At 40.8% G+C, this 17190-nt stretch carries 10 protein-coding genes and 1 pseudogene; 2 read left to right on the top strand and 9 right to left on the bottom strand.

Annotation, left to right across the window (positions count from 1 at the left end; all coding sequences use genetic code 11):
• Positions 1-232 precede the first annotated feature (232 nt).
• Positions 233-1246 (bottom strand): LacI family DNA-binding transcriptional regulator, encoded by a 1014-nt coding sequence (locus LY624_RS07560; RefSeq protein ID WP_062568932.1) that lies wholly within the window; start codon positions 1244-1246, stop codon positions 233-235.
• 28 nt (positions 1247-1274) lie between these two features.
• A complete protein-coding gene (gene glk / locus LY624_RS07555; protein WP_237118666.1) occupies positions 1275-2273 on the bottom strand; it encodes a glucokinase in 999 nt (332 codons plus the stop codon).
• Positions 2274-2700: 427 nt separating this feature from the next.
• On the opposite strand from glk, the gene LY624_RS07550 reads away from it, so the two are divergent.
• Positions 2701-3720: a LacI family DNA-binding transcriptional regulator gene (locus LY624_RS07550; protein WP_341804223.1), complete on the top strand. Its 1020-nt coding sequence runs from the start codon at positions 2701-2703 to the stop codon at positions 3718-3720.
• Positions 3721-3921: 201 nt separating this feature from the next.
• Complete coding sequence (locus tag LY624_RS07545; RefSeq protein ID WP_341804222.1) at positions 3922-6108, top strand: OsmC domain/YcaO domain-containing protein; 2187 nt, start codon at positions 3922-3924, stop codon at positions 6106-6108.
• 63 nt (positions 6109-6171) lie between these two features.
• Here the strand turns inward: LY624_RS07545 and LY624_RS07540 are convergent, their stop codons facing one another.
• From LY624_RS07540 to LY624_RS07510, 7 genes and pseudogenes are all read right to left on the bottom strand, one after another.
• Positions 6172-7092 carry a hypothetical protein gene (locus LY624_RS07540; protein WP_341804221.1) on the bottom strand — a complete coding sequence of 307 codons (921 nt, stop codon included), beginning with the start codon at positions 7090-7092 and terminating at the stop codon, positions 6172-6174.
• Positions 7093-7217: 125 nt separating this feature from the next.
• A pseudogene (locus LY624_RS07535) lies at positions 7218-7797 on the bottom strand (DUF1287 domain-containing protein).
• 184 nt (positions 7798-7981) lie between these two features.
• Entirely contained in the window at positions 7982-10381 is a 2400-nt protein-coding gene (locus LY624_RS07530) for a glucan 1,4-alpha-glucosidase (RefSeq protein ID WP_341804220.1), read from the bottom strand.
• Positions 10382-10393: 12 nt separating this feature from the next.
• A complete protein-coding gene (locus tag LY624_RS07525) occupies positions 10394-11878 on the bottom strand; it encodes an MFS transporter (protein ID WP_341804219.1) in 1485 nt (494 codons plus the stop codon).
• Positions 11868-13745, bottom strand: coding sequence for an alpha-amylase family glycosyl hydrolase (locus LY624_RS07520; protein ID WP_445936737.1), 1878 nt, complete (start codon positions 13743-13745; stop codon positions 11868-11870). Before LY624_RS07520 ends, LY624_RS07525 begins: the two co-directional genes overlap by 11 nt.
• Before the next feature lie 94 nt (positions 13746-13839).
• Positions 13840-15690, bottom strand: coding sequence for a glycoside hydrolase family 13 protein (locus tag LY624_RS07515; RefSeq protein WP_341804217.1), 1851 nt, complete (start codon positions 15688-15690; stop codon positions 13840-13842).
• Positions 15691-15692: 2 nt separating this feature from the next.
• Entirely contained in the window at positions 15693-17189 is a 1497-nt protein-coding gene (locus LY624_RS07510) for a tryptophan halogenase family protein (RefSeq protein ID WP_341804216.1), read from the bottom strand.
• Position 17190: the final 1 nt, after the last annotated feature.

The following is a 17190-nucleotide window of genomic DNA, read 5'->3' as shown; positions in this document are numbered from 1 at the left end:
TTTAGTTTAATTTTTTTAAATGACCAAATAATGAACAACACTATTTTAGCCAACTATGAGTAAAATTCATGCTCAAGTTATGTTTAAAGTTCCACTTCAACTTTGAAAAATAAGAATATAATACTTTAAATTCAGGTGGTTATATAAAAACATCCAAGGAAGGAATTTACATAAAAAAGCCCGAGAAAGCGTCACTCAATCTCGGGCTACTGTGAAAAAAACAAATTGAATTTTATTTAATTGCAGCTGTTGACTCGCGAGTAATTAGTTTTGCTTCAAGCGTTACCTGATAAGGTGTTTCTTGTGGCTCACTAATATGACTAATTAGTTGTGTAACCGCTTGGTGGGTCATTTCTTCAACTGGTTGCGCAATAGTTGTTAGTCCAGGCCAAATATGACGTGCAATGGGTGCGTTATCAAAACCGGCAATTGAGATATCATCAGGCACTTTTAATTGCATTTGTGTTGCTAGTTTAAGTACTGCAGCCGCCATATAATCGTTTGATGCAAAGACTGCCGTTGGGCGCGGCTCTAAATCAAGAATTGTACGAGCACTATCAACACCAGAGTGATAACTAAAGTTACCCTCTTCTACTAAACGTTCATTAAATTCAATACCATTAGAAGCAAGCGCACGGCGATAACCTTTGAAGCGCTGCTCTGTCGCACTGTGATCTGGGTGACCTTTAATAAAAGCGATTTCTTTATGACCTAATTTAATTAAATGCTCTGTTATTTCAAACGCACCTTGCTCATCATTGCTGCGCACAGAAATAGAATCATCTTCAAGAACTGCAGATGCAACGCGCGCATAAGGGATTTTTTTCGATTTTAAAAAAGTGACAAGCTCTGGAAAATCAGAAAATGGCGGTGTTAATACAATACCATCTAAACGCGATGTTTGAAGAAGTTGTTCAATATTGTTAATTAGGTCTTGCCCACGAAGTTCACATGGGTGGATCAATAAATTGTAATTATGGTCATGGCATGCTGCCAGCGCACCAGTTTGTACGCGAGTGATATAGCTTTTACTTGGGTTATCATACAAGCAACCAATAATAAAACTGCGGTTTTGCGCTAAGCCACGGGCGATTGGGTTTGGTGTGTAATCTAGCTCTTTAAATACTTTTAGTACTTTTTCTCGGGTAGCATCACTCACGTTAGGCTCATTGTTGAGCACGCGAGACACTGTTTTTTTAGATACACCGGCGTAGCTTGCGACGCTATTAATGGTTACTTTTTTCATACGATAATCATCATCCAGTCCGCTCCAATTAAGCTCGACTACTAACGTGTAAACACGCAGCAGCACCAACTAGCGGAATATTATCTTGTGTTACCAAGGTTACAGGTATCTGTGAAGTATATTGCGACATAATGCCTTTGTCTGCAAAGCGCTCAACAAATCGGCTAGATAGTAAGCGTTGTTGCATACGAGGTAAAATACCACCGCCAATAAATACACCACCTAGAGCACCAAATGTAAGGGATAAATCACCTGCAACACTGCCAATCCAATCACAAAATTGATTAAGGGTTGCATCGCAGATATCACATTGTCCTGTTGTTGCAAGCTCACTGATCTGTGCTGCATCAAGGTTTTTTACTGCAACGCCTTTAACGGCTGCCATCGCTTTATATAAATGCGCTATACCTGGGCCCGAAAAAACAGTTTCTACTGACACATGATTTAATTGCTTTTTAAGCTCGGTGATTAACTGGCGATCTAACTCTGTAACCGCTGCAAGGGTAATATGCCCCGCTTCACAACTAAGTACTGCGCTGCCTTGCGAAGTACGCACCAAGCATGCAGCACCAAAGCCTGTGCCAGGCCCCATCACGGCAATATTGGCATTGTTGTCTGCTTGCCCTGCTTTAACAGCTACGTTTTGTGAATCATCCAAATAAGGCGCTGCATAGGCAAATGCAGCAAAATCATTGATAACTTCTAGCTGAGTGAATGCAAATTTAGTTTTTAGGTTTTCAACGCTAAAATGCCAACCTAAATTAGTTAAATGGACTTGGCCCGCTTTAATTGGGCCTGCAACAGCTAAACACGCTCTGTTTGGCTTTGCATATGATATTTGACTGAAATAGTGCTCAATGGCACTTTCTAGGGAACCAAAATCTGCACTTGGAAATTTAAGGTTATGCTCAATGACAAATTGATTTGTATGTTCATTAAAATCAGTGATTAAAGCAAAGCGCGCATTTGTGCCGCCAATATCGGCAACAAGGATAGGATCAAAATCGGTGTTAGACTGTGTGTTCATTATGTTTTCTCTATGTGTCTAAGCTGTTTGCCGCTTATTTTTATAGTTTTCAATGGCAAAGCCACTGTTCAAGATAACCTTTGAGTTATTAACTCAAAGCAACTATCTTTAGTATTAAAAAAATGCTGCCCAAATGAATGGGCAGCCAAATACGTTTTGACAACAAAATGATAAAACATCGACATTATGACACCGGTGTCAGCATTGAATCAATAAAAATTTTAAATATTTGCCTTTGCATACGTATTTTACAACGAAGTACTTGCTTATTGCGTCCGTTTAACGTTGTGATGCTACGTCAAAAAATGACTCTGTAACTTGATCATTTACAGATAAAAACGACTTATCACAAATAGCTTGAAAAAAATATTAAATAGCCGAAAATGGCCGTTACAAATCATCACTATTGCTTTGGAATTAATACCCTATGAAAGGTAAAGCGACATCTTTTGACATCGCACATTATGCAGGTGTTTCTCAGTCAACTGTGTCACGAGCACTTCGAAATAGTCCTTTGGTTAATGAAGAAACGCGCCGACGTGTTCATGAAGTCGCCAAACAACTTAATTACAAAGTAGATAAAAACGCTAGTAACCTCAGAACACAGCAAAGTAGTACCCTCGCGCTTTTGTTATTTGAAGACCCTACATCAGACGAATCACAAATAAACCCATTCTTTTTAGCTATGCTTGGTAGTATCACTCGAGCCTGTGCAAAAGAAGGCTATGATCTGCTTGTGTCTTTTCAATCAAGTAGCTCAGATTGGCAAGCTGACTACGAAGATAGCCACCGTGCAGATGGTCTGATCTTATTAGGCTATGGTGACTACTTAGATTACCAGCCAAAGTTTAGAACCCTTATTGAACAAAATACTAAGTTCGTATGCTGGGGTGCCAGTGTTGATAACCGCCCAGACTTAACTGTGAGCTGTGATAATTATGGTGGCGGTAAACTTGCCGCAGAGCACCTGCTTGCAACAGGCAGAACCGATTGTGCGTTTATCGGTGATGCCTCTGATCACAGCCCTGAATTTTTTGCTCGGTACCAAGGTTTCAAAGATGCTTTTATGAATAAAGGTATCAAACTAAATGAACGAAAAATGGCTAATGCTATTTCTACAGAAGAGTCAGGCTATCATGCTACCCGCTCACTTATAGCAAATAATATTCGCTTTAACTCACTATTTGCTGCCAGCGACCTGATTGCCATTGGTGCTATTCGCGCTTTAAAAGAAGCAAAAATTAAAGTGCCTGATGATGTTCACGTGGTTGGCTTTGACAACATTTCAATCGCTAATTTCGTCAATCCTCCGTTGACCACAATTCAGCAAGATACAACCTTAGCAGGGCAAATGTTAGTTGATAACTTGCTTAAATTAATTCGCGGAGAACAAGTGAAGAGCACCCTACTCCCACCAAGATTGATCATTCGTGGCTCGAGTGTATAAGTTATTATGTAGCGATAACTCCTGTGTATTTACCCTAAATTGCAGCTTTTAAAAGCAATAAGCTAATAAAATTGCTTTTTTTTCGATTTACCCAAGACTATTACTTCGAAAAAGCAGATAATTGCACCTATTATGATGAAAACGCAGTGCAAAGCCGTTTACGGCTTTTGCATGCAACGCGCACAAAGGTGGAATTTTTTAATGGAAATTAAAGTTAATTTTCTCGACAACCTCAGACTTGAAGCCAAGTTTGATGACTTCTCTGTCATTGCAGACCAACCTATTCGCTACAAAGGCGATGGCTCAGCACCTAGCCCATTCGATTACTTCTTAGCGTCTTCTGCGTTGTGCGCGGCTTACTTTATTAAAGTGTATTGTAATTCACGTGATATCCCGACTGATGGTATTCGCGTTGCGCAAAATAACATTGTTGACCCTGAAGACCGCTATAACCAAATTTTTCAAATTCAGGTTGAATTACCAGAAAGCCTATCGGAGAAAGATCGCACGGGTATTTTACGCTCTGTTGAACGTTGTACAGTAAAACGCGTTATTCAAACTGGCCCTGAGTTTAAGATCGATACCGTTGAAAACATTGAAGCTGACGCGCAAGCGATGCTAATGGCAAAACCAGATGATGAAAACAATACCTTTATTTTAGGTAAAGATTTACCGCTTGAAGAAACCATCGCTAATATGACGGCTATCCTTGAAGAGTTAGGGATGAAAATCGAGATCTCTTCTTGGCGTAATATTGTGCCAAATGTATGGTCACTCCATATTCGTGATGCAGCGTCACCAATGTGTTTTACCAATGGTAAAGGTGCAACGAAAGAAAGCGCGCTATGTTCGGCTTTAGGTGAGTTTATTGAGCGCTTAAACTGTAACTTCTTCTATAACGACCAGTTCTTAGGCGAAGACATTGCTAATAGCGAGTTTGTTCATTACCCAAATGAAAAATGGTTTGCACTCACCGACGATGACTCACTCCCTGAGGGCATTTTAGATGACTACACCCGTGAAATTTATAATCCAGATGGTGAACTTTGTGGCTCACACTTAATCGATACCAACTCTGGTAATAAAGAGCGTGGTATTTGTTCGATTCCTTATGTACGCCAGTCAGACGGTGAAACGGTTTATTTCCCTTCAAACCTTATCGAAAACTTATTCTTAAGTAATGGGATGAGTGCAGGTAACAACTTTGCCGAGGCAAAAGTACAATGTTTATCTGAAATTTTCGAGCGTGCCGTTAAGCGCCAAATTATCGAGCAAGAAATTGTTTTACCTGACGTACCTGAGGCGGTATTAAACAAGTACCCAAGCATTGTAGCGGGTATCATAGGGCTTGAAGAACAAGGTTTTCCTGTTGTTGTAAAAGATGCCTCGCTAGGTGGTCAGTTCCCTGTGATGTGCGTAACACTCATGAATCCTAAAACAGGCGGTGTATTTGCCTCTTTTGGTGCGCACCCAAGTTTTGAAGTTGCATTAGAGCGCAGCTTAACTGAACTGTTGCAAGGCAGAAGCTTTGAAGGCTTAAACGATGTACCTAAGCCAACGTTTAATAGCATGGCGGTCTCTGAGCCTGAAAACTTTGTAGAGCACTTTATTGATTCAACTGGCGTGATTTCATGGCGCTTCTTCAGCGCTAAACACGATTATGATTTTGTTGAGTGGGATTTCTCAGGCAGCAATGAAGAAGAAACAGCTAGCTTATTCGGTATCTTAGAAAGCCTAGGCAAAGAAGCTTACATTGCTGAGTTCTCAGATCTTGGTACAGCGTGTCGCATTTTAGTGCCTGATTACTCAGAAGTGTACCCTGTAGAAGACTTAATCTGGGACAATACCAATAAAGCGCTAAACTTCCGCGAAGATATCTTAAATCTGCATCGCTTATCAGAAGATCAACTTGCTGATTTAGTTGAGCGTCTAGAACAAAGTGAGCTTGATAACTACACAGATATCATCACTTTAATCGGCATTGAGTTTGATGAAAACACAGTGTGGGGCCAATTAACAATCCTTGAGCTAAAACTACTTATTTACCTAGCACTTGGTGATTTAGAAGCAGCAATGGAGCTAGTTGAAGCCTTCTTACAATACAACGACAACACCATTGTTGAACGTGGCTTATTCTATCAAGCAATGCACGCCACATTAGAAGTAGCACTAAGCGATGACCTTGAAATTGAAGATTACATCCATAGCTTCACCCGTATGTTTGGTCAAGAAACGATGGATGCAGTTGTTGGCTCAATCAACGGCGATGTAATGTTCTATGGTTTAACAGAAACCAGCATGAAGCTTGAAGGCTTAGATAGGCATCAGCGTTTAATTGATAGTTATAAAAAGCTACACGCTGCCCGCGCTAAAAAAGCGGGGCTGTAAGTAAATATCAAAGCCGCACGTTTTCGTAACCTGCGGCTTTTCTGCTTTACTTAAAAACGTTACTTAACGAAAATGCACACCTGTAATGTCGTATTCAGCGATAAAGCGACCACCATAAGTATCCACAAACATAAACTCCATCTCTATTTTTTCTCGTCGGCCTTTATGTTCAAGCAATTCAATAATAAAGTATTTATTCGAATTAAGATCAAAAGAGCGGCCCTCTGTTTCTCGTGTAATGTTAAACTTTGTAGGATTACCGATACTATCAAAGTACTCAAACAGTACGTTTAAACCGCGCGCATAAATTCCCGAGTCTCGCTGTGAAGAATTAGGCCTTTGTTGAGCCAACAACCAGGTTTTATCTTTTTGATTTACTGCTTTAATAAACTCAGTCATTAATTGTTGGTGTTCAACCAAAGGCGGCATTTTTACTTCTTTAAGTGCTTGTGTGAGTTTATCACCCGCTATACCTGTTCTTGCTATGTAATTATCAAAACCAGCGTCTATCGACATATAAGTTAAATAATCAACAAGGCCATTATTGTAAACCTGTTCAAATGAACCATATTCTTCAGAAAGAATACGTTCAAGGCGATTATAAAAAGAAAAAGCATGCGCTGAGTCTAATTTTTTCAGTTTCGACGTATCTATCAATTGACCAAAAAGTAGTGCATTTAAGTCAATTACATTCGTTTTATCATCAAACGTAACGACTTCCTTAGCCCACTCTCTATCGGCTGTGGCAAGTTGCAAATAGTAACGTTGAAAAGGCGCACCATGCTCATCAGCGACGGTTATTTTATTTGTCGAAAAGTCATAAATTTTAGCGTTTTTTGTAGGGCCAGTTCTGATACTTACCTTAAAGCCTTTTGACAGTTCAGTAAATTTATCAGACTTCTCAATCACAACTCCCTGTGAAGCAAAAGCAGTCGTCGTAAAAAGTACTAAAAAGCTGGTAATGAATGTACTAACAGTTTTCATATAAATCCCTTTGAGGTTAAAATTAGGCTTACCTATTACAGGTTCAAACAGTTACCTTAAATGTATATTAAAATTGTAAGTAATTGAAGCCCAGTGTAAATGTTAGGGTTTAAGATTTATAACGGTTAAGGTTTATAACGATAATGCCCTGTTATTTTATAACTAAATAACATATCTTCGAGTACAGGCCCTGCACCTATGTTGTGCACAATCAGTGGCCTTTTTTTATCTCTTGATAGTTCATCAGTCACTATTCCAATATGAGGTAAGTTGCCAGGCAGCATCCAAGTGACAATATCTCCCCCCTTATAATTGCTCGCGTCTTCACTTATATTCAGACTATGCCCATGTCGTTTAAAGAAATGCTGTAAGTTAGGAACACGCCGGTGATCAATATTTGAATCAGGCTTTGTTAGACCCCATATCCTGTTTGATGGATATAAAGTAAAGTTATCACGCATGTCCTCATGAACGAGTACTTGTAAATCAGTTCCGAGTGCCCTATAACTGCGAATTATGACATCAGTACACACCAATAGTGGCAGGTACATCACCATTTGGATAAGCAATTCTTTTATAGCTTCCGTCATAAATAACGGAGTGATTTGTTCGCTCCTTAGCGGCTTGAACAAGTTGACTATAAAAGTCATCTGCTTTGACGTTAAATACAAGTAATGTAGATAATAATAATGCTGTTCTAATCATTTATTTAATCCCTTAAAAGTTCGAGCATAGTTAATTTGGGGTGTTCTTTAGCTAAATCAATAATAGACAGAGTAGTAATAATCAAGTTACCAAGAATATATAATGCCCTCCTTAGAGATTAACAATGTTAAAAAACAAAAGCCACGGCGAGTGCCGTGGCTTTTGTGTTACTGCGTTAGCAAAATTACTTTAACGCATCTTCAATAACTGGGTAGTGATCCCATACTTGTTTGTCGCTCACTGAGCGAAGTAACTTGATGTATTCAGCATGAGTCCAAGCAAGCGGTGTGGCTGAGTTTGTCCCCTCACCTAGCTGATAGCCTGCTTTATTGTTACCTACGCCATCCCAAACTTGTTCAGGTAACATCATCCCTTCATTAGCAAATGCTTCCATGCCTTTTACATAGGTGTCTTTAATAGCTTGTTGCTTTATCGCATCAAGGCTATTGCTTGCGTTTGCGGCGGCGATTTCATAGTGACCACGCTCACCTGTGAAAAACGGCCATACACGACCACGTTGACCAGGGGTGTTGTTACCACCTTCGGCATAGTTGTTGCCTGTCACTTCATCTTCACCGTAACCATCGTTACCATAGCGGCGGTAGCCTGGGAATGAACCTGAGCCATCAGCAAAATTAAAGGTGTAACGTACTTGCAGGTTATCAACTAAGGTTTCGTCATCGTACTCTGGTAGTGTTTTTACAATACTTGGCGCAAGTGCATCACGAACACCATAACGTACAAGCTCTAAGAAACCACCATCAAGGATTTGTTTTTTATCAAAGCCTTCACGACCATTATTAGCGTTAAGTGTAGTTGATGAGTTTGGATCTTTGTCTTGACCAATACGAATGAAATATTCGCCATCGCTATTTTCAGACTTAAGGTTACCTTGAGTCGTAAACATCGTGCTTTCAATTTCACTGTTGTAGGTTTTAGCCGTTGCTAGATAACGCTCTGCATTTTTAGTGTCACCTGCTTTTTTAGCAATATCAGCAGCCGTCACTAGGCCTGCAACAACCGCAGCGGTTGTTGATGGAGAAAAACCATTTTGTTCTTCCCAGCGCTCTTGTTGCGTTGCTGGCGGTGTGATTTGCGTGTCATTCCAAAGAATTTTCGCAAGGCCTCCATCAACCAAGAAATCAGCCGCTGGCTTTAACATTTTGCCATACCAATCTGTTAGCTCTTGATCGCTAAGTACGCCTGCTTGATGTAGTTTCCACGCTAACATAATTGGCATTGCTGTTTGGTCAAGCTGAACACCTACCCACTCAAGCTCACCATCAACATGCGTCTTTTGTAAAAACCAACCCGTGTCACCACCATTGCCTGGCGTGTTATCTGTTACTTGTACTTTTTCTAGATATTCAAATGCTGTTTTAGCGGTACGTGTGTCACCCATGGCCATAAATGCCATCGCAACTTGATAGAAATCACGTACCCAAACCGCTTTATAACCGGTAGAGCCTGTTTTAGCCGACACTGTTTCACCCCAAGGGTTAGACAGTGACGCAATTAAAGCACCAGCATGGGTTTTATCTTCTTGCGCTTTTAACACCATGGCGCTGGTATAAAGCAACTTACCATTATCTGCGGTGCTGTTAGTTAATGTGCTCAAAGGTTCAAGGCTTGTTAAGTAGTCTTGCCAACCAATTGCAGCACCCTCACCGTTATATGCAGCAAGCACTTTTTGGTAACCTTGGTTTAAACTTGCTTGACCTTCTTTTAAACTTGCAGCTTCAGAGTTACCAAAACTTAACGCTAAATCAAAAGTGGTGTTTTTTGATACTTCGCCAAGCTCTGCAAGTAAGCTTACATTGCCCGACTTATCACCGGTATTTTGGTAAGTCGTTGAGAGTGATTGTGTTGCTTTTAACTCTTTTAAGCCATCACTAACACCTGTAAAGCCAACGCTTGCTTGCTTAAATGGTTGAGCGGCTTGTAAAGATAAAAAGTTATCATCTTGCCAAGCAACTAGGCCCTTATCAGTGACTTTTGCGAAATCGTCTAAGCCGTTGTTATCGATGTAAGGATTCACATTAACGTAGGCTTTAACACCTTCAAGGTCGGTATTAAATACGCTACGAACAAACAAAGTTTGGCCGTTTGGATCTGTAAAGATATGTTTTTCTACGGTGAAACGACCTTGCTTATCTTTACTTACCACTTTGTAAGCAAGCGATAATGGGCGACCTGCGTCGTCTTTGAATAAATAATCAATGCTCACATCGAGATCATCGTTCTCTGTAACGGTAAAGTCTTTACCGACTACAACAAACTGCATATCTTTGATTTGCGCTTGGTGAATTAAACCAAACATGGTTTCTGTGATCATGCCTTTCGCGATTGAAAACCAAACTTTTGATACTTTGCCAGTAGCAGCTGCGTCGCTATAGTGGCCGTCTTGGTATTGCTCGTAAGAGGTACCAATACCCGTTTTACCTGAGTATGCCCAAAAAGGCTCCACACCCGGTGCACCTGGTGCAGACACCTGCTCAACTGCTGTATTAACTGATTGCTCTGAACTACAAGCTGTTAAACCTAACGCTAACAAGCTTGCCGTAATAAGATTAAATTTTTTCATTGTGTGTCCTTATTATTGTTGCTTAACGCGCAGTACAGCAATTGCTGCTAGTACGAATGACACTGCACCTAGCACTAACGCATAAATCGGTTGATTATCAAAAAAGTGGCGTAAAATTAGGCCTAATACGCTTGCCGCTAAAAGCTGCGGAATAACAATAAAGAAGTTAAAAATCCCCATGTACACACCCATTTTCTTACTTGGCACTGAGGTACTTAACATTGCGTACGGTAAAGATAGAATTGATGCCCAAGCGAAACCTACCCCAATCATCGGCCAGATAAGTAAACTTGGATCTTTGATAATAATAAAGCTGAGCAGCCCTAATGCACCTAGCACAAGATTGATAGCATGGGCCATTTTAAGCCCCACTTTTTTTACGATGATCGGGATACACATTGCAGCAATGGCAGCAAAACCATTGTAAGCGGCAAATAATACGCCAACCCAGTCCGCACCGTTATTGTAAGCAAGTGAGCTTGTGTCACTGCTGCCATAGTGGAAACTAGTTACCGCTGAGGTGGTATAAATCCACATTGCAAACAATGAGAACCAGCTAAAAAATTGCACCCAAGCCAATTGCTTCATTGCCTCAGGCATTGTGAATACATCATTCACAACTTGATAAAAGCCACCACTGGTTGCGTTTTTAGCTTTTAAAGCACCAGCAATAAATTGAATAACACCAAAGCTAATCAAACCACCAGCAAGCAAATAAAGCTCTTTTTCAAGAGAAAGACCCGTAACAATACCAAGCACTAAAAGACCAAGAACCGTAAAGATTACAGCGCCTTTATTAAAATTCACATTTTGTTGAACATCTTTTGAGTCATCGCTCTGCTCTTGTTCATGAAAGCTTTCAAGCTCTTGGGGTGAATATTCTTTGGTGGTAAATACCGTCCAAAAAACAGCAACGAGTAACACAACGGCACCAAAGTAAAACGAAAATTTCACAGAGTCAGGAATTTGCCCAGCAGGTGCCGTATTGGCAATATCGAACCAGTTAGTCATCATCCAGGGCAAAGCAGACGCGACAACCGCGCCAACACCAATGAAGAAGCTTTGCATTGCATAACCCGTTGCACGTTGTTTTTTTGGTAGGTTATCGCTCACAAGGGCACGGAAAGGCTCCATAGTCACGTTAATTGACGCATCCATGATCCATAACATACCCGCTGCAATCCAAAGGCTTGGTGAGTTAGGCATAATGAATAACGATAACGTCGTTAAAATAGCCCCATAGAAAAAGAACGGACGACGACGACCCAACTTATTCCATGTTTTATCGCTCCAATAACCAATAATTGGTTGCACGATAAGACCTGTCAGCGGTGCAGCAACCCAGAGGATTGGAATGTCGTCTACATTCGCACCTAGAGTTTGAAAAATACGGCTTACATTACCGTTTTGTAATGCAAAGCCAAATTGGATGCCAAGGAATCCAAAGCACATATTCCATATTTGCCAAAAGCTTAGTGTTGGTTTGTTATTGTTCATTGTCAGCCTTTAAGGTAAATACTGCACTGCTCAAGCCATTCAGTTGTAATTGAATTGACGCATTCGTTGTTGCCTCAGAAATCACAATGTCGGCATGATTTTCTAGGTTATCAGTAAACGTTAAATCACTGTGGTTAAGCTTAGGTAACAACGCTTGATTAAGAGTAAGCTCAACATTTTGTGGGTTTTCTGAAAAATTACTTACCACAAGCACCAGCTGTTGACCTAGCTTGCGCGTAAAGGCAATGACTTGCTCTGAGCCAGTTAATTTAATAGCGTGCATGTCACCGCCGACAATGGCAGGAAGCGTGTTTAAGGACATTAACTTAGTGTAGTAAGCGCGAAGGTCAGCTTGCTCTTTTGAAAGCGCACCGCCATCGAATTTACCATTATTCATCCATGCTTGATGTGCAGGTACACCCATATAATCGAAAATGCTGGTACGCGTTGGGTCGCCAAAACCACCATCTTCAGAACCATCTTCACCAACTGCCTGACCAAAATAGAGTAAGGTTGGCGAGCGCGACATTAAGGTAGACACCACCATAGCTGGCTTGCCTTTTTCACTGCTATCCGCGAAATCCGGGCTAGCAATGCGTTGCTCATCATGGTTTTCTAAAAAGTGCAGCATGTGCTCTTCAATATCAGCCACTTGGCTTTGAATATCGAAAATAGTATTCGCAGGTTGCTTACCTTGCATCACAGCTTTAACCGTGTCGTAAAAACCGACTTTGTCGTACAGATAATCCATCTTACCTTGCTGGATATAAGGACGGTAAAGCGTTGGGTTATAAACCTCGGCTAGAATAAAGGCATCGCTTTTTTGCATCTTGATCGATGAGTTTAAAAAGCTCCAAAACTCAACAGGCACCATCTCGGCCATATCATAACGGAAACCATCAACACCTTTATCTAACCAATAAAGCGCGATATCGCGGAATTTATACCAGCTATTTGGCAGGCCTTTATCTTGCCAAAATGCGTAGTGCGCACGGTAATCTTTATTAGCGTAATCAGCAGGTAGCGTCGGGAAATCATAACTACCATCTGGTTTCACACCGTAATTGATTTTAACTGTTTCGTACCAATCATTGATGTCAGGTTTAGCGGCACGTGCCCCATTGCCCGTCCATTTTGCTGGTGTTTCAGCAAACTGATTATCAGCAAGTGGATGCGGGTTACCACCTAAGACTTGATAGCTATCACTGATGGGAACTTGAAATGACTGCCCTGTTACGTAATAAAAATTATTATCGCGCGCATAAGTTTTTGTCGTGTCATCATCAGCGCCAAAATCTTTAATGCCTGCTGGTTTGGCAACCGATTCGTAGTTACGCGCTACGTGGTTTGGCACAATATCAATAACAACTTTCATACCGTGCTCATGAGTGCGATTGATTAGCTCTACAAACTCTTCTAAGCGACGCTCAGGGTTAATTGCTAAATCAGGATTAACATCGTAATAATCTTTCACCGCATACGGCGAGCCTGCACGCCCTTTTACAACATCAGGGTCATCTTGTGACAAACCGTATTCTGTATAGTCAGTTACTAAAGCATGACGCGGCACACCTGTATACCAAACATGCGTTGTACCTAGCTCTTTAATGCCTTGTAATGCTGCATCATTAAAATCAGCGAATTTGCCTACCCCATTTTCTTCTAATGTGCCCCAGGGTTTATTTGTGGTGTTTGTATTACCAAATAATCGAGTGAATACTTGATATACCACAGGCTTAGAGATAGCGGCTTGGCTAGATTCAGATTGCGTTTTTTGTGTGTTCTGCTCTGCTGGTGCATCGTTACCACAGGCAGTTAAACCTAGTACCGATGCCACGACTAACGCGGTTATTTTATATGTTGTCATCATTACTTCATTTTTCTGTAAATATCAGTTCATACTAATGTTAAGGGCTGCATACGGACAGTAAATGCATACGTATTCAGCCTATTAGTTGCAATTATTCAAGCTCGATTAAGCGTGCTTGCATAGCTTTTAAGCGGATTGGCGTAGCAAGATCAACGCCCTTTTCGCTGATTAAATCGCGCCCTTTATTATTGCCTTTCAGCACTTCTTGCATGTAGCTTAAATCCCAATCAATGGCTTGTTGGTTTTTGTTCAGAACAACCAATACAGTTTGGCCATTATGCTCTCTCACATAGCTGTAAACGCCTTGCTTTGGCGAAAAATGCATTAAACGACCTTCGCTTAGCGCTGGCTTTTCTTGGCGCAGCTTAAGCAGTTTTTTCATGCTAGCTAACATCTCTTGCTGATCAGCTGAAAGCCCCTTACCTGTGAAAGCATTTGCTTTTTGACCTTTAAAGCCACCAGGGAAGTCAATACGAATATCACCGTGATCATTACTTGGCGTGTTATCAAGCAAAAGCTCAGTGCCGTAATAAATTTGTGGAATACCGCGAGTCGTTAATAGCAGCGTCATGGCCAGTTTCGTTTTTGCTAAGTCTTGCCCAAGCTCAGTGTATACACGGCTCATGTCATGGTTATCAGCAAACACTAAAATGTTATCTGTCTCGGCATATAAAAAGTCATTCGCCAGCGATTGATATACTTTTACCCACCCAGTATTCCAGCTTTCTTCTTCGTTAAGTGCTTGGATCAACGCCTCTTGTAATGAAAAGTCCATCACACTTGGCAAATCAGAGGTATAACCATCTTGATTGACTTTGCCGCGCTGCCAATAAGAAGCAATTGCGGGGTTTGTTGTCCACTCTTCGCCAACAATATTAAAGCTTGGATACTCGGTCATAATCGCTTTAGTCCAATCGGCTAGAAACGCTTTATCTGAGTATGAGTAGGTATCAACACGAATGCCGCTTAAATTGGCGTATTCAATCCACCAGATGGCATTTTGAATCAAATACGTTGATAGTAACGGCTGGCGCTGGTTTAGATCAGGCATCGACTCAACAAACCAACCATCATTAAATTGACGTTTGTCGTATTGGCTCGCGTGAGGGTCTTGAATTGTTTGTCTAGCGTGAGTTGTGGCATTTTTACCGTTTTCAAACTTGCCATCAAAGTTAACCCAATCAGCTGTTGGCATATCAGTAATCCACTGATGCGATGAACCAAAGTGGTTAAGTACCATGTCCATCACTAAACCAATACCATGCTCTTTCGCTTTTGCTGATAAGGTTTTATAAAGCGCATTACTGCCCATACGCGGATCAACTTTGTAAAAGTCAGTAATAGCATAACCATGATACGAATAACTTGGCATGTCATTTTCAAGCACTGGCGTTAGCCAAAGTTGCGTTACACCTAAGTCCTCAAGATAATCTAGGCTGTTAATAATTCCTTGGATATCACCGCCATGACGGCCACCTTTAAAGCTTGGGTTTGCAGCCTCCTGCATACCAGAAACGCTGTCATTACTCGGATCACCATTTACAAAGCGATCAGGGTTGATTAAATAAAGCGTGTCTTTATTTGTAAAACCTTGTCGATTAGCACTTTGCTTATCACGGGCATTTAAAGGGTAAGTAAATCTAGTGCCATCTTCAGCTTTAAAAGTCAGTGTTCCCGCCTTTGCATTATCACTAATGGTTAAATCTAAAAACGCGTAGTTAGGGTTATTCGTTGTTGTAACCCCTTTAAACTCAATGCCTTTGTAAGGCACCATTTGCCAGGTTTTGTTAGCAATATTGTTATCGTAAAGCATGACTTGTAACGAGTTGTTTTGCATGCCCACCCACCAGTTTTCTGGTGACGCGGTAATTGCAAAACTTGCTGTCGAGTTAAAAAGTGTAAATGCGGTTGTAAGCGCTAAAAATGTCTGTGTTGTTTTCATAATTAATTTTGTACTTTTTCTAAAAATTGACTGTGGGTCGGCAGCTGCTCGACAGTGCTATTAATCAAGGTTTTTAAATTACTAAATAGCTCATTTAATTGCTCATCGGATAACGCATCAGTTAATGGATGGTGATCTTCTGCAATAAGCCCTTGCCCTATCATTACTTGCTGCCATGCAATTTCGGCAAATAATTCATCGTCTTCTCTTATGAGTTTGCCGCTGGTTTTAAATAGCTCAATTTTCTTTTTAAGACTGCTTGGAATATCCATGCCTTTACAAAAACGCCAAAACGCACTGTCTTCACGCTCAGTAAGCTTGTAATGAAGAATAATAAAGTCACGAATTCGCTCAAATTCTGTTTTGCTTTGTTGATTAAATTCATCCACAAGGCTTGGCTTAATACCTTGATGAGGAAAAAACTTAATTAAACGAATGGCTGCACTTTGAATTAAGTGAATACTGGTCGATTCTAATGGCTCTAAAAAACCACTCGATAAGCCAACCGATACCACATTTTTATGCCACTGTTTTAAACGGCGGCCTGTCTTAAATTTAATAACACGCGGCTCTGTTAGTGGTTTAGCCGGTAAGTTATTCAAAAGCTGTTGTTTTGCCGTTTCGTCTGATAAGAAACGAGAAGAGTACACAAGTCCGTTGCCTACACGATGCTGTAATGGAATTTGCCACTGCCAGCCTGACTCTCTTGCAATTGAACGCGTATAAGGAATTGCATCAGAAGCTGAATCACTTTGCACCGCAATCGCGCTATCACATGGTAACCAGTGTGACCAATCTTCAAAGCCAGTATTAAGGGTTTGTTCTATTAATAAAGCACGTAAACCTGTGCAATCAATAAATAAGTCGCCATCTATTTGCTCGCCATTTTTAAGTAGCAAAGAGCGAATATGCCCGCTTTGGTGACATTGATTAACCGATTCAATTTTGCCTTCAATACGTTTAACGCCCCGTGATTGCGCTAATTCTTTTAAGAATTCGCCATATCGAGTGGCATCAAAATGGTAAGCATAATGTAAGCCCGCTAACTGGGTGTTAGGAATGTGTTTAAGGTGGGCAAATTTATGTGCTTTGGCAGCTTGATAGTTAAGTGAAAAATCCCAAAAGTCAGGTGCATTATTAGCGTGATGTGCTTTTAACCAAAAATGATAAAACTCACAAAACGGAAAGTCTTTACCTATATCACCAAAGGCGTGCATGTAGCTGTGACCTTGGCTGCGCCAATTTTCAAACTCGATGCCTAGCTTAATCGTTGCACCAGTAGCCTTAATAAATTCTTTTTCAGAAATGCCTAGGGCACCATTTAGATGCAAGATGGGTGGAATGCTTGCTTCACCTACACCAACAGTACCAATTTCTGCTGACTCTACTAGCGTGATATCAAGCACTTTGCCCAGCACTTTATTGAGTAATGCAGCAGTTATCCACCCTGCTGTGCCACCACCGGCGATTACGACCTTGGTTATTTTTTTTGATTCCATA

Source organism: Pseudoalteromonas sp. N1230-9, assembly GCF_032716425.1.
Lineage (GTDB): Bacteria > Pseudomonadota > Gammaproteobacteria > Enterobacterales > Alteromonadaceae > Pseudoalteromonas.
The sequence above is the reverse complement of the archived record's forward strand: the minus strand, read 5'-3'. Positions and strand labels throughout refer to the sequence as shown.

What these genes read in the sequence shown, in the direction of transcription:
- LY624_RS07525 (WP_341804219.1), bottom strand. Translation starts at nt 11,878, where the DNA reads ATGAACAATAACAAACCAACACTAAGCTTTTGGCAAATATGGAATATG.
- LY624_RS07545 (WP_341804222.1), top strand. Translation starts at nt 3,922, where the DNA reads ATGGAAATTAAAGTTAATTTTCTCGACAACCTCAGACTTGAAGCCAAG.
- LY624_RS07540 (WP_341804221.1), bottom strand. Translation starts at nt 7,092, where the DNA reads ATGAAAACTGTTAGTACATTCATTACCAGCTTTTTAGTACTTTTTACG.
- LY624_RS07510 (WP_341804216.1), bottom strand. Translation starts at nt 17,189, where the DNA reads ATGGAATCAAAAAAAATAACCAAGGTCGTAATCGCCGGTGGTGGCACA.
- glk (WP_237118666.1), bottom strand. Translation starts at nt 2,273, where the DNA reads ATGAACACACAGTCTAACACCGATTTTGATCCTATCCTTGTTGCCGAT.
- LY624_RS07530 (WP_341804220.1), bottom strand. Translation starts at nt 10,381, where the DNA reads ATGAAAAAATTTAATCTTATTACGGCAAGCTTGTTAGCGTTAGGTTTA.
- LY624_RS07550 (WP_341804223.1), top strand. Translation starts at nt 2,701, where the DNA reads ATGAAAGGTAAAGCGACATCTTTTGACATCGCACATTATGCAGGTGTT.
- LY624_RS07520 (WP_445936737.1), bottom strand. Translation starts at nt 13,745, where the DNA reads ATGACAACATATAAAATAACCGCGTTAGTCGTGGCATCGGTACTAGGT.
- LY624_RS07515 (WP_341804217.1), bottom strand. Translation starts at nt 15,690, where the DNA reads ATGAAAACAACACAGACATTTTTAGCGCTTACAACCGCATTTACACTT.
- LY624_RS07560 (WP_062568932.1), bottom strand. Translation starts at nt 1,246, where the DNA reads ATGAAAAAAGTAACCATTAATAGCGTCGCAAGCTACGCCGGTGTATCT.